Raw genomic sequence first — 13145 nt, 5'->3', positions numbered from 1 at the left:
TCCGAGGTGCCGTCGATGCTCGATGCGGTGGTGGTGGGGGCCGGGCCCAACGGACTGACGGCTGCCGTGGAGCTGGCCCGACGCGGCTTCTCCGTGGCCGTCTTCGAGGCACGCGACACCATCGGGGGCGGTGCCCGCACCGAGGAGCTCACACTGCCCGGCTTCCGGCACGACCCGTGTTCCGCCGCGCACCCCCTCGGCATCAACTCACCCGCCTTCAGAGCACTGCCCCTGGAGCGGTACGGCCTCGAATGGCTGCACGCGGACCTGCCGATGGCGCACCCCTTCCTCGACGGCACCGCCGCGGTGCTGTCCCGGTCCGTGGCCGAGACGGCCGCCTCGTTCGGACCGCGCGACGCGGGGACGTACCGCAGACTGGTCGAGCCCTTCCTCCGCCACTGGGACACCCTGGCCCGGGACTTCATGTCCCTGCCGCTCACCGCTCTCCCACGGGACCCGGTCACCCTGGCCCGCTTCGGCCTCGTCGGCCTGCCCCCGTCGACCTGGCTGATGCGCCGCTTCCACGACGAGCGGGCCAAGACCCTGTTCGCCGGGCTCGTCGCCCATGTGATCGCCCCGCTCGACGGCTTCGCCACCGGCGCGATCGGCCTGGTCTTCGCGCTGGCCGCGCACGCCCGCGGCTGGCCGGTGGCCCGCGGCGGCTCCCAGTCCATCTCGGACGCGCTCGCCGCGTACCTCAAGGACCTCGGCGGCACCGTCCACACCGACTACGAGGTCAAGCGTCTCGACGACCTGCCCCCGGCACGCGCGTACGTCTTCGACACCTCGCCCACGGCCCTGGCCCGGATCGCGGGACTCGGGCGGTACTACGACAAATACCGGTACGGCCCGGGCGTCTTCAAGATCGACTACGCGCTGGACGGCCCCGTACCGTGGACCGCGAAGGAACCACGCGTCGCCGGCACCGTGCAGATCGGCGCCGACAGTCTGGAGATCGGCACCGCCGTGCGCGCGGCGTCCCGGGAGGGCCGGGCGCCCGACACTCCCTTCCTCATCACCGTGCAGCCCAGCGTCGCCGACCCCAGTCGGGCGCCGGAGGGCAAGCAGGTCTTCTGGGCGTACGGCCATGTGCCCAACGGCTGGCGGGGCGACCTCACCGACGCGATAGAACGTCAACTGGAGCGCTTCGCACCGGGCTTCCGCGACCGCGTCCTCGCCCGCGCCACAGCGGGGCCGCCCGAACTGGCCGCCCGCAACGCCAACTACGTCGGCGGCGACATCGCCTCCGGCGCGACGGCCGGACTCCAGCTCCTGCTGCGCCCCAGACCGTCCCTGTTCCCGTACGGCACCCCGCACCCGGCCGTCTTCATCTGCTCGTCGGCCACCCCTCCGGGACCCGGCGTCCACGGCATGTCCGGCCACAACGCGGCGAAGGCCGTCTGGCGAAGGCTGAGGCAGAGTTGACCACCATCACCCTGGTCCAGGGCGACATCACCCGGCAGAGCGCCGACGCGATCGTCAACGCGGCCAACTCCTCCCTGCTGGGCGGGGGAGGCGTGGACGGCGCGATCCACCGGCGCGGCGGCCCCGCGATCCTCGCGGAGTGCCGCGACCTCCGCGCCTCCCACTACGGCAAGGGCCTGCCCACGGGCCAGGCGGTCGCCACCACGGCGGGGGAGTTGGACGCGAGCTGGGTGATCCACACGGTCGGCCCGGTCTGGTCCGCCACCGAGGACCGCGGACATCTGCTGGCGTCCTGCTACCGCGAGGCGCTGCGCGTCGCCGACGACCTCGGCGCCCGGACCGTCGCGTTCCCCGCCGTCTCCACCGGCGTCTACCGCTGGCCGATGGAGGACGCCGCCCGTATCGCGGTGGAAACGGTGCGGGCCGCGCGGACGGCCGTCCAGGAGGTCAGGTTCGTCCTCTTCGACGACCGGGCGTACGAGGCGTTCGTCCGGCAGCTCGACTGACGTCAACCACGCCGGCACCGACGGCGGAGTCCCGGTTCCGATCCCCGGGACTCCGCCGCACCCTTTTTTCGCGCTCTCCTCCGGCAGGCACCCCTGCCGGCCACAACCATGATCAGCCGTTGGGGCCCCGACACACCCCCGGGAGTCCTTGACTCCAGCTTTACTACGGCATCCAGGCGATTGCTCGGGTATCTCCAGTCGGCATGCGGAAAAAGGAATGGAACAGGGTTTTGCAGGGCGACCTCCGCAGGACGCAGCGCTGCAGACCGCAGAGGAGAACACGCGATGAATGACCGTAGCAATGGCGATGAGTATGTTCCTGTGCTGATCGCCGGGGGGTCGCTCGTAGGGTTGTCCGCCGCCGTATTCCTCGGGCGTCTGGGGATCCAGCACCGGGTCGTCGAACGCCATGCGGCCCTGTCCACGCATCCGCGCGCCCGCCGCAACAACATACGGACGATGGAACTGTTCCGGACCGCGGCCCTCGAGCCCGAGATCCGGAAAGCGGCGGGCACGTTGTCCCACAACCGCGGCATCCTGCGTGTGGACACCCTGCACGGGGAACACCGGGAATGGCTCGAGGCGCCGATCGCCGGCAGACCGCCCGAGGTCGATCTGTGTTCGACGGTCCGGTGTGACTGCAGCCAGTACGACCTCGAACCCGTACTGCTCCACGGCGCCCGGGATCTCGGCGGGGACGTGCGCTTCGGCACAGAGCTGCTGTCCTTCTCGCAGGACGGCCATGGTGTGGACGCCGTCGTGCGGAGTGCGGATTCCGGTGAGACCCGCAGGGTGCGCGCGGATTACCTTCTCGCTGCTGACGGCCCCCGCAGCCCCGTGCGTGAGCGGCTCGGCATCGGACAGTCGGGAGCAGGAGATCTGTTCCACCGTGTCAGCGTCACCTTCCGCAGCAAGCGGCTTCGCGAGGTGGTGGGGGAGGAGCGCTTCATCCTGTGCTACGTCACCGACCCCTCGGGCGAGGGACTGCTGCAGCCCGTGGACAACAAAGAGCAGTGGGTTTTCCAGCTGCCATGGTTTCCCGAGCGTGGACAGACGGTGGAACACCTCACCGACGATCGGTGTGCCGGGCATATCCGGGCAGCGGCCGGAGTGCGTGATCTGGACGTCGAGATCACCAGCAAGGCACTATGGCGCGCGTCGGAGCGGCTGGCGGACAGATACCGAGACGGACGCGTGTTCCTCATCGGTGACTCGGCACATGAAATGCCGCCGACCGGGGCATTCGGCGCCAACACCGGAATCCAGGACGCACACAATCTCGTCTGGAAGGTCGCCGCGGTGCTGCGTGGCTGGGCGGGCCCCGGACTGCTCGACAGCTACGAGTCCGAACGCCGTCCGGTGGCACAGGTCACCAGCGCACAGGCAACCCTGAGGGCACCGGGTGCACAGCGCTCCGGCCACACCGCCAGGACATCGGCAGACAACTCCATCGATCCGATGACGGTGGCGCTGGGCTACCGGTACGTCTCCGCGGCCGTGGTCGGTGCTGACGCCGGCGCACCGACCATCCCTGATCACCTGCACCTGTCCGCCGACCCCGGCACCCGCGCACCGCACATGCGGGTGACACACAACGGAGCGCGCATCTCCACCATTGATCTGTACGAGCGCTCCTTCGTCCTGCTCTGCGGACGTCCCGACTGGCGCGAGGCCGCCCAGGCGGCGGGCGGACGACTGAACGTGCCGCTCGACGCCTACCTCATCGGCAGCGGCGCCGGGTACGACCTCGACACCGGCCACGGCCCCCACTGGTCAACCGTGCACGGCACGACACCGGACGGTGCCGTCCTCGTACGGCCGGACGGCTTCGTGGCTTGGCGGACGGACAGCGAGCCGACGGACGGCGAAGGGGAACTGGCCGCCGTCCTCCTCCGAGTTCTCGGACGTTGAACCACGCTGCGTGCGTGTGCGGCTCCGGCTGAAGCGTTGCGGTACTTGAGGGGCTCATGGCGCAGCGTGAGGTGGGGGAAGCCGGGGTAAACGGGGGAGTGGCAGGTCGGCCCACCCTCATGTCGGAATTCCGCCAGCCCTGTCCCCGTCGATGGCGGATGCTGGAGACATGCGGAACGGGATGCACACCGACAGAGAGCGCTGTGTGCGCGCTGTCCAGTCCAAGGACGCGCGCTTCGACGGCTGGTTCTTCACCGCTGTCCTGACCACTCGGATCTACTGCCGTCCCAGCTGCCCTGTCGTGCCGCCGAAGCCGGAGAACATGACGTTCTACCCGAGCGCGGCCGCCTGCCAGCAGGCCGGATTCCGGGCGTGCAAGCGCTGCCGCCCCGACACCAGCCCCGGCTCGCCCGCCTGGAACGAACGTGCCGACCTGGTCGCCCGCGCCATGCGGCTGATCGGCGACGGTGTCGTCGACCGCGAGGGCGTCCCCGGACTCGCCCGCCGCCTCGGCTACAGCACCCGCCAGATCGAGCGCCAGCTCCTCGCCGAACTGGGCGCGGGCCCTCTCGCGCTCGCCCGGGCCCAACGCGCCCAGACCGCCCGGCTGCTCATCGAGACGACCCCCCTGCCGATGGCGGAGATCGCGTTCGCGGCCGGCTTCTCCTCGATCCGCACCTTCAACGACACCGTCCGCGAGGTCTTCGCGCTCTCCCCGAGCGAGCTGCGCGGCCGTCTCCCCAGGCACACGGTGATCGCCCCCGGTGTCCTCAGCCTGCGCCTGCCCTTCCGGGCCCCGCTCAACCCCGACAACCTCTTCGGCCACCTCGCCGCGACCGCCGTGCCCGGCGTGGAGGAGTGGCGCGACGGCGCCTACCGCCGCACCCTCCGGCTGCCGTACGGGCATGGAATCGTGACGCTGACCCCGCGACCCGACCACATCGCATGCCGCCTCACCCTCAGTGACATGCGCGATCTGCCCGTCGCCATCAGCCGCTGCCGCCGGATGCTCGACCTGGACGCCGACCCGGTCGCGATCGACGACCTGCTGCGTACGGATCCACTGCTCGCGCCGCTCGTCGACAAGGCGCCCGGCCGCCGGGTGCCGCGCACCGTCGACGAGGCCGAGTTCGCTGTACGGGCCGTGCTGGGCCAGCAGGTCTCCACGGCCGCCGCCCGCACCCATGCCGCCCGCCTGGTCACCGCGCACGGCGATCCGGTCGAGGACCCCGAGGGCGGCCTCACCCATCTCTTCCCGGCACCCGAGGCGCTGGCCGTGCTGGATCCCGAGTCCCTCGCGATGCCGCGCACCCGCCGCACCACGTTCACCACGCTCGTCCGCCAACTCGCCGACGGCACACTTCACTTGGGCGTCGAGAGTGACTGGGAGGAGAGCCGGGCCCGACTGCTCTCGCTGCCCGGCTTCGGCCCCTGGACGGTCGATGTGATCGCGATGCGAGCCCTCGGCGACCCCGACGCCTTCCTGCCCACCGATCTCGGCATCCGGCGTGCCGCACAGGAGCTGGGCCTGCCGTCCACCCCGGCGGCACTCACGGCCCGCGCGGCGGCCTGGCGGCCGTGGCGGGCGTACGCGGTCCAGTATCTGTGGGCGACCGACAGCCACCCGATCAACTTCCTCCCGGTGTAAGGAACGTCCATGAAGCAGCACACCCTCATCGACAGCCCCTACGGCCCGCTCACCCTCGTCGCCGACGACGGTGTTCTGTGCGGCCTGTACATGGTCGGCCAACGCCACCGCCCGCCGGAGGAGACCTTCGGTGACCGGGACACGGCGCCCTTCGGCGCGGTGGCCGAACAACTGGCGGCCTACTTCGCGGGCGAGCTCAAGGAGTTCACCCTCGAACTGCGCATGGCCGGCACCCCGTTCCAGCGCAGCGTCTGGCAGCAGCTGCGCGAGATCCCCTACGGCGAGACCCGCTCGTACGGTGAACTGGCCGACGCCCTCGGCAACCCGGGCGCCTCACGCGCGGTCGGACTCGCCAACGGCAAGAACCCGATCGGCATCGTCGTGCCCTGCCATCGCGTCGTCGGCGCCAACGGCAGCCTGACCGGCTACGGCGGCGGCCTGGAGCGCAAGAAGCGCCTGCTGGACTTCGAGAGCGGTACGGCCCTCTTCTAGTCGTCCACGTGCCCGGTAGAGCGGGCGGCGCGGTGCCGGGCAGCTCCAGCATCTCGCGGCGGGCGTTTTACCGGCGAGCTGGTGCGGCCCGTCCACGTTCTGTGTGATCACCCGGGCCGGTACCTCGGACCGCTCCAGCTCGACGACAGCCCGGTGCTTCACCACCAGACGTCCTGTGTGTGGGGATGTGTGGCCGTTTCCGTTATGAGGAAAGGCGACCCCACGGTGATCGGTGGCTTGCGCGGACACGATGGTTCCTCCAGGGGCGCAGCGGGCGGCCGGCGGCTTCGGGAGATACTGCATTCCGCCCTTCTGCTCCGGGGGACGCGGCGGTGGCGCGGGAGCCGATGTCCTCGTGCAGGGGAGCGATGACCCTGCGGCCCGGGACCGGTCTGGTCGGCCGTCTACGCGGCCAGCGTGCTCAGCAGCTTGGGCAGTGCGGTGCCGATCGGTTCGCGTACGACGTCGTCGGCCAGCTCGTCGTACGGTGTGGGTTCGGCGTTGACGATGACGAGGCGGGCGCCGTGGTCGGCGGCGATGCCTGCGAGGCCCGCGGCGGGCTGGACCTGGAGGCTGGTGCCGACGGCGATGAAGATCTGGCAGGCCTTGGCGATGGCGAGCGCCTCACCCAGGACGACCGGGTCCAGGCGCTCGCCGAACATCACCGTCGCCGACTTCAGGATCCCGCCGCACTCCAGGCACGGCGGGTCGTCCTCGCCGGCCTCGACCCGGGCGAGGGTGTCCTCCATCGGGCCGCGCGCGTGGCACTTCGTGCAGACGACACTGCGGGCGGTGCCGTGCAGCTCCAGCACCTTGCGGGCGGGCAGGCCGGCGAGCTGGTGCAGCCCGTCCACGTTCTGTGTGATCACCCGGACCGGTACCCCGGACCGCTCCAGCTCGGCCACGGCCCGGTGCGCGGCGTTCGGCTCGGCCTTGAGCGTCCGGTTCCCCCGCCGCATCTGCCAGGAGCGCCGCCGGATCTCCGGATCGCCCATGTAGTACTCGTACGTGACGAGCTTCTCGGCCTCGGGATCCTTCCGCCACAACCCGTTGGGCCCGCGATAGTCAGGGATCCCGGAATCGGTGGAGATACCGGCGCCGCTGAGAAGAGCGACGAGGGGCTTGGTCATGTCACCGAGGGTAGGTCGGGCGGTTGTGTCGCGGCCAACGGATATCGGCGCCACGCTCCCCGCGGACAACCGACGCCGGGCCCGGGACCCGGGTCAGCCGACGCGGTGGCCGTTCTCCAGTTCCGCCGTGCCCGAGCCCTCGGCGAGGACGTCGAGGGCGGTCAGGACGCGGCGGCCCAGGGCGCCCGGGAGCCGGCCGGTGATCTCCTCGCGCGGGACGAGGCGCCAGGACAGCAGCTCCTCCTCCTGGAGCCGGATCGCCTTGAGGTCGTCCTCGCCGAGGACCCCGCCGTCGTAGAGGTACGCCACGAGCGGCGGCCGTGCCGTCCCGTGCACCCAGTCCACCGCGAGCAGCCGGCCCGGCTCCACGTCGAGGCCGATCTCCTCCAGCGTCTCGCGACGCGCACCCTGGCGCGGGGTCTCGCCGTCGTCCGACTCGATCGTGCCGCCCGGCAGCGCCCAGCCTTCACGGTAGTTGGGCTCGACGAGCAGGATCCGCCCGGCGGTGTCGCGGAACAGGACGGCGGCCCCGGCAAGGACGCGGGGCAGGCCCGCGATGTACGTGGCGAAGTCTGGAGTGGTCATTCTGGAAGGGTAGCCACGCGCCACCGGTGCTTCTCCGGCTCACCGGGCTTCGGTCTCCACCAGCCGTAGCGTCCGGTCCGCGAGTTCGCTGATGCGGACGCCGTCGAAGCCGAAGACGGCAGTGCGTACCGTGTCCTCCAGGGGGTCCTTCCACTGCGCCGGGATCGCCTGCGCTCCGGTGAGGACGCCCGCGACCGAGCCCGCGGTGGCGCCGTTGGAGTCGGTGTCCAGACCGCCGCGGACGGTCAGTGCGATGGTCCGGGTGAAGTCGCCGTCGCCGTAGAGGAGTCCCGCGGTGAGGACCGCCGCGTTCGGGACGGTGTGGATCCAGCCGAGCCCGGCCGTCTCCGCGACCGCCGTGTCGAGCGTTTCCTCCCAGCTCAGCCGGGTCTCGTGCAGGGAGATCACCCGGCGTACGGTGCGGGAGAGGCGGCTGCTCACGGGAATCAGCGTCAGCGCCGCGTCCAGGGCGTGCCGGACGCTCGGCGCGGTGAACGCCGCCGAGATCAGCGCCGCCGCGAACATCGCACCGTAGACCCCGTTGCCGCTGTGCGACAGGACCGCGTCCCGGCGGGCCAGCGCGGCGGCCCGCTGGGGGGCACCCGGGCTGGTCCAACCATGGATGTCGGCGCGGATCAGCGCGCCGATCCACTCCTGGTAGGGGTTGTCGTACGTGGCTGTGAGCGGTGGCCTGAGACCGTTCGCGAGATTGCGGTACGCGGCCCGCTCGGCGGTGAACGTCTGCAGATACGGCAACCGCAGCAGCCACAGGTCGCCAACCTGCTCGGTGCTGAAGTCGAAGCCGTGCGTCTCCAGCAGGTCGAGGCCGAGGATCGCGTAGTCGACGTCGTCGTCGCGGCAACTGCCGTGGATGCGGCCGCGCACGCACTGGCGCCACTCGGGGCGCAGCTCGCGGCGGTCGGTCTCGGTGGCGGGTTCGGGCAGGTAGTCGGTGAGCGGCAGGGCGGAGGCCTGCCGCAGATAGCGGTCGATGCGTTCGCGCGTCCACAGGTCGCCGCGCTCGACCGGTTTGCCGAGCATGTTGCCCGAGATCCGGCCGAGCCAGCCCCCGAGGATCCGGTCGGCGAGTTCGGTGCCCGCATGGGTCATGGCTTCGGTCTACCCGATTCCGCGGTGGTTGTGCCGTGTTCGGGAACCGGACGGGCGTGGCGGTGGTGGTGGGCTCGGGCTAGGGTCGCAGCGGCGCGACTGCCTTGACATGCGCAAGGCCTGGAGAGCAAGGGGAGTGCAGGTGGCGGAGGCTGCAGTGAACGACACCCGGCGGGCGCGGCAGGCCGAGCGGGTGCTCATCGCCGCGGACAAGTTCAAGGGGTCGCTGACGGCCGTACAGGTCGCGGCACGGGTCACCGCGGGGCTGCGCAGAGTCGTACCAGATCTTGAGGTCGAGGCGCTGCCTGTGGCCGACGGCGGCGACGGGACCGTGGACGCCGCCGTGGCGGCCGGGTTCCAGCGGCGCGAGGTGCGGGTCGCGGGCCCGCTCGGCCAGGAGGTGACGGCGGCCTTCGCCCTGCGCGGCGACACCGCGGTCGTGGAGATGGCGGAGGCGAGCGGACTGCAACGGCTGCCGTCCGGGGTCCTCGCACCGCTGACCGCGTCCACGTACGGCTCCGGGGAGCTGTTGCGGGCCGCGCTGGACGCCGGGGCGCGCTCGATCGTGTTCGGGGTCGGCGGGAGCGCCACGACGGACGGGGGCGCGGGGATGCTGTCCGCGCTCGGGGCACGGTTCCTGGACGAGGAGGGTGAGCCGCCGGCGCCGGGCGGCGGGGGACTGGCCCGGCTGGCCCGCGCCGATCTGTCGGGCCTCGACCCCCGGCTGTCCTCGGTGGACCTGGTGCTCGCCAGTGATGTCGACAACCCGCTGACCGGCCCGAAGGGGGCGCCCGCGGTCTACGGCCCGCAGAAGGGGGCCTCGCCGGACGACGTGGAGGCCCTGGACGCGGCGCTCACGCACTTCGCCAAGGTGCTGGAGGGGGCGATCGGTCCCCGGGCGGTGGAGTACGCCCTGGCGCCGGGCGCGGGCGCCGCGGGCGGCCTCGGGTACGGCGCGCTCGTTCTCGGGGCGCGCTTCCGGCCCGGCATCGAGATCATGCTGGATGTCCTGGGCTTCGCGCCGGCGCTGGCGCGGGCCTCGCTGGTGATCACGGGCGAGGGCTCGCTGGACGAGCAGACGCTGCACGGGAAGGCCCCGGCGGGGGTCGCCGCGGCGGCCCGCGCGGTCGGCAAGGAGGTCGTCGCGGTGTGCGGACGGCTGGCCCTGCCCCCGGAGGCACTGGGGCGGGCCGGGATCCGCCGGGCGTATCCGCTGACGGACACGGAACCGGACATCGCGAAATGCCTCACGGACGCGGGGCCGATCCTGGAGCGGGTGGCGGAACGGATCGCCCGGGACTTCTTGGTCTGAACCTGCACACCCGCGGAACCCGCACGCCCTTGTCCCCCGCCGGGCCTGCGCCCCGGCGTCCCGCCGGGGCTCCGCCCCATACCCCGGCGGTGATACGTGAAGGGCCCCGAACCGGATGGTTCGGGGCCCTTCGAGCTCGTGCGGCCGTTACGGCAGCTGCGCGGCGCGCGCCTCGCGGCGGTTGTCGCGGAAGTTGTTCACCCGGCGCGCCGTGGCGAACAGCGGGATCACCGCGCCCATGACCAGCTGCAGCGCGCAGCCCGTCTGGAGGAGCAGCTGGCCGCCCGGGGCGTCGAACGCCCAAGCCGCCAGGAGGCCCATCGACAGGACGATCCAGGACAGCATCGCCCCCGCGAGACGGCCCCGCGGCTTCGGGTACTCCACCCGGCTCACCATCAGCCACGCGGTGCCGAGGATCGCCAGCAGGGTGGCGAAGAACGGCAGCTCCAGGAGGACGATCGAGACCACCGTCAGCGCACCGAACGGCGAGGGCATGCCCTGGAACATGCCGTTTCTCGGTGTCACGCAGGAGAACCTCGCGAGTCTGAGCACCACCGCGAGCAGCACCACGATCGCTCCGAGCGCGGCCACCCGCTGGTGCGCGTCGTCCGCCACCATGCCGTAGACCAGGACGAAGTACGCCGGGGCCAGACCGAAGCTGATCAGGTCCGAGAGGTTGTCCAGCTCGGCGCCCATGGGCGACGAGCGGAGCTTACGGGCGACCAGGCCGTCGAACAGGTCGAAGACCGCCGCGCAGAGCATCAGGATCACGGCCGTGGCGGCGCTGTGCCGGGCCATGCCCGTCGACTCGTCGTTGCCCGTCAGGTGCGGGATCAGGATGCCGGTGGTGGTGAAGTACACCGCCATGAAGCCGCACGTCGCGTTGCCGAGCGTGAGGGTGTCCGCTATCGAGAGGCGGAGAGAAAGAGGCATCTCCTCCTCTTCGTCCACCTCGTCGGCCTCGGGCACCCAGCCCGCCTGGGTCTCCGGATCAATCACGGTCAATGCGAGTCACCCCAGCCACGGTCTTCTGGCCGACCTCGACCGCGACCTCCACGCCCTCGGGCAGATAGAGGTCGACACGCGAGCCGAAGCGGATCAGACCGATACGGTCGCCCTGCTCGACCTTCGTGCCCTGCGGGATGTAGGGCACGATGCGACGGGCCACCGCGCCGGCGATCTGGATCATCTCGATGTCGCCGAGTTCGGTGTCGAAATGCCAGACTACGCGCTCGTTGTTCTCGCTCTCTTTGTTGAAAGCAGGAACAAAGCCGCCGGGGATGTGCTCGACCGACGTGACCGTGCCGGAGAGCGGTGCGCGGTTCACGTGGACGTTGAGCGGGCTCATGAAGATCGCGACGCGGGTGCGACCGTCCTTCCACGGCATGATGCTCTGCACCACACCGTCGGCGGGCGAGATGACCCGGCCCTGAGCGATCTCGCGCTCCGGGTCACGGAAGAACCACAGCATGCCGGCCGCGAGGGCCGTGGCGGGTACGGCCACGGCCTTGGCGGCGCCGGAGCGGCGCGCCCGGGCCAGGCTGAGTGCTGCGGTGGCAACGGTCGGGAGAAGCCACGGCGATGCTCCGCGCGCGAGGCGTACGCCGGCCAGGCTGTCGCGTGGTGCAGAGGTTTGGCTGTGGGGCATGGATGACCTTCGTAGCGGATGATGCCGCGCTTCGACGGGGGACGGCGGCTTTCCGGCGATCGTACCGGGCGCGGACCGCAACTCGGCAAGCCAGGAAGCTGAGTCGACGGCCGAACTGTGTTGACGGGGTGTGATCTTCTTCGCGAAGAAAACACCCCGTAAACGGACAACTAGCCCTGGAGTCGATACTCTTCGAGCAAGCGGCGGCCGATGATCATTTTCTGGATTTCGGCGGTACCTTCACCGATCAGCAGCATCGGGGCCTCGCGGTAGAGACGCTCGATCTCGTACTCCTTGGAGAAGCCGTAGCCGCCGTGGATCCGGAAGGCATCTTCTACGACTTCCTTGCAGTACTCCGAGGCGAGGTACTTTGCCATACCCGCTTCGAGGTCGTTTCGCTGGCCGGAGTCCTTCTTGCGGGCCGCGTTCACCATCATGGCGTGCGCGGCCTCGACCTTGGTGGCCATTTCTGCCAGCTTGAACTGAATCGCCTGGTGCTGGGCGATCGGCTTGCCGAAGGTGTGCCGCTGCTGCGCGTACGACACGCCCAGCTCGAAGGCGCGCTGAGCGACACCGCAGCCACGGGCCGCGACATTCACCCGGCCGACCTCGACTCCGTCCATCATTTGGTAAAACCCTCGGCCGGTGGCCCCGCCGAGCACCCGATTGGCCGGAATGCGCAGACCGTCCATGATGAGTTCCGTGGTGTCGACACCCTTGTAACCCATCTTGTCGATCTTCCCGGGGATGGTGAGACCCGGGCGGACCTCGCCGAAGCCGGGCTCCTTTTCGACCAGGAACGTCGTCATCGACTTGTGCGGCGCGGTGCCCTCGGGGTGTCCTTCGTCACTCCGGACGAGCACCGCGACGAGCGAGGACGTGCCGCCGTTCGTCAGCCACATCTTCTGGCCGGTCAGAACGTAGTCGTCGCCGTCCTTGACCGCCTTGGACGTGATTGCCGACACATCGGAGCCGAGCGCGGGCTCGGACATCGAGAAGGCGCCGCGGATCTCGCCGAGGGCCATCTTCGGCAGGAAGTGGTCCTTCTGCTCCTGCGTGCCGTGCTGCTTGAGCATGTACGCGACGATGAAGTGCGTGTTGATGATGCCGGAGACCGACATCCAGCCGCGGGCGATCTCCTCCACGCACAGCGCGTAGGTCAGGAGCGACTCGCCCAGGCCCCCGTACTCCTCGGGGATCATCAGACCGAACAGGCCCAGCTCCTTGAGGCCGTCGACGATCTGCTGCGGGTACTCGTCGCGGTGCTCCAGCTCGGTCGCGACCGGGATGATCTCCTTGTCCACGAAGTCGCGGACGGTGGAGAGGATCTCCTGCTGGACGTCGGTCAGACCGGCGGTCTGGGCGAGACGGGCCATGG

The 13145-nt window shown here is 70.7% G+C and carries 12 protein-coding genes; 6 read left to right on the top strand and 6 right to left on the bottom strand.

Features of this window, described 5'->3' with window-relative positions:
• The first annotated feature begins 15 nt into the window (after positions 1-15).
• The 5 genes from AB0L95_RS00250 to AB0L95_RS00230 all read left to right on the top strand — a co-directional run bounded on the left by AB0L95_RS00250 (position 16) and on the right by AB0L95_RS00230 (position 5982).
• The gene (locus AB0L95_RS00250) at positions 16-1425 is read left to right on the top strand and encodes an NAD(P)/FAD-dependent oxidoreductase (RefSeq protein WP_365156416.1); all 1410 of its coding nucleotides are present in this window, start codon (positions 16-18) and stop codon (positions 1423-1425) included.
• Entirely contained in the window at positions 1422-1931 is a 510-nt protein-coding gene (locus AB0L95_RS00245) for an O-acetyl-ADP-ribose deacetylase (RefSeq protein ID WP_365154583.1), read from the top strand. Before AB0L95_RS00250 ends, AB0L95_RS00245 begins: the two co-directional genes overlap by 4 nt.
• A gap of 285 nt (positions 1932-2216) precedes the next feature.
• The gene (locus tag AB0L95_RS00240) at positions 2217-3842 is read left to right on the top strand and encodes an FAD-dependent monooxygenase (protein WP_365154580.1); all 1626 of its coding nucleotides are present in this window, start codon (positions 2217-2219) and stop codon (positions 3840-3842) included.
• Positions 3843-4023: 181 nt separating this feature from the next.
• Positions 4024-5490, top strand: coding sequence for an AlkA N-terminal domain-containing protein (locus AB0L95_RS00235; protein WP_365154577.1), 1467 nt, complete (start codon positions 4024-4026; stop codon positions 5488-5490).
• Between the two features lie 9 nt (positions 5491-5499).
• Positions 5500-5982, top strand: a complete 483-nt coding sequence (locus AB0L95_RS00230) for a methylated-DNA--[protein]-cysteine S-methyltransferase (RefSeq protein ID WP_365154574.1) — start codon at positions 5500-5502, stop codon at positions 5980-5982.
• Positions 5983-6386: 404 nt separating this feature from the next.
• Here the strand turns inward: AB0L95_RS00230 and AB0L95_RS00225 are convergent, their stop codons facing one another.
• The 3 genes from AB0L95_RS00225 to AB0L95_RS00215 all read right to left on the bottom strand — a co-directional run bounded on the left by AB0L95_RS00225 (position 6387) and on the right by AB0L95_RS00215 (position 8807).
• Entirely contained in the window at positions 6387-7112 is a 726-nt protein-coding gene (locus tag AB0L95_RS00225) for a Sir2 family NAD-dependent protein deacetylase (RefSeq protein ID WP_365154572.1), read from the bottom strand.
• Positions 7113-7205: 93 nt separating this feature from the next.
• Complete coding sequence (locus AB0L95_RS00220) at positions 7206-7697, bottom strand: NUDIX hydrolase (RefSeq protein WP_365154569.1); 492 nt, start codon at positions 7695-7697, stop codon at positions 7206-7208.
• A gap of 39 nt (positions 7698-7736) precedes the next feature.
• Positions 7737-8807 carry an ADP-ribosylglycohydrolase family protein gene (locus AB0L95_RS00215; protein ID WP_365154567.1) on the bottom strand — a complete coding sequence of 357 codons (1071 nt, stop codon included), beginning with the start codon at positions 8805-8807 and terminating at the stop codon, positions 7737-7739.
• Positions 8808-9000: 193 nt separating this feature from the next.
• Here AB0L95_RS00215 and AB0L95_RS00210 point away from each other — a divergent pair, with 193 nt between their 5' ends.
• Entirely contained in the window at positions 9001-10119 is a 1119-nt protein-coding gene (locus tag AB0L95_RS00210) for a glycerate kinase (protein ID WP_365156413.1), read from the top strand.
• A 147-nt stretch (positions 10120-10266) separates the two neighbouring features.
• Here AB0L95_RS00210 and pssA read toward each other — a convergent pair whose 3' ends face one another.
• The 3 genes from pssA to AB0L95_RS00195 form a co-directional block, all read right to left on the bottom strand.
• The gene (pssA, locus tag AB0L95_RS00205; protein WP_365156410.1) at positions 10267-11088 is read right to left on the bottom strand and encodes a CDP-diacylglycerol--serine O-phosphatidyltransferase; all 822 of its coding nucleotides are present in this window, start codon (positions 11086-11088) and stop codon (positions 10267-10269) included.
• A 22-nt stretch (positions 11089-11110) separates the two neighbouring features.
• Entirely contained in the window at positions 11111-11767 is a 657-nt protein-coding gene (locus AB0L95_RS00200; RefSeq protein ID WP_365156407.1) for a phosphatidylserine decarboxylase, read from the bottom strand.
• A 170-nt stretch (positions 11768-11937) separates the two neighbouring features.
• Positions 11938-13143, bottom strand: coding sequence for an acyl-CoA dehydrogenase family protein (locus AB0L95_RS00195; RefSeq protein WP_365154565.1), 1206 nt, complete (start codon positions 13141-13143; stop codon positions 11938-11940).
• Positions 13144-13145: the final 2 nt, after the last annotated feature.

The sequence above is a fragment of the Streptomyces sp. NPDC052036 genome (assembly GCF_040680495.1).
GTDB lineage: Bacteria > Actinomycetota > Actinomycetes > Streptomycetales > Streptomycetaceae > Streptomyces.
This window is presented reverse-complemented; position numbering and strand designations above follow the sequence as displayed.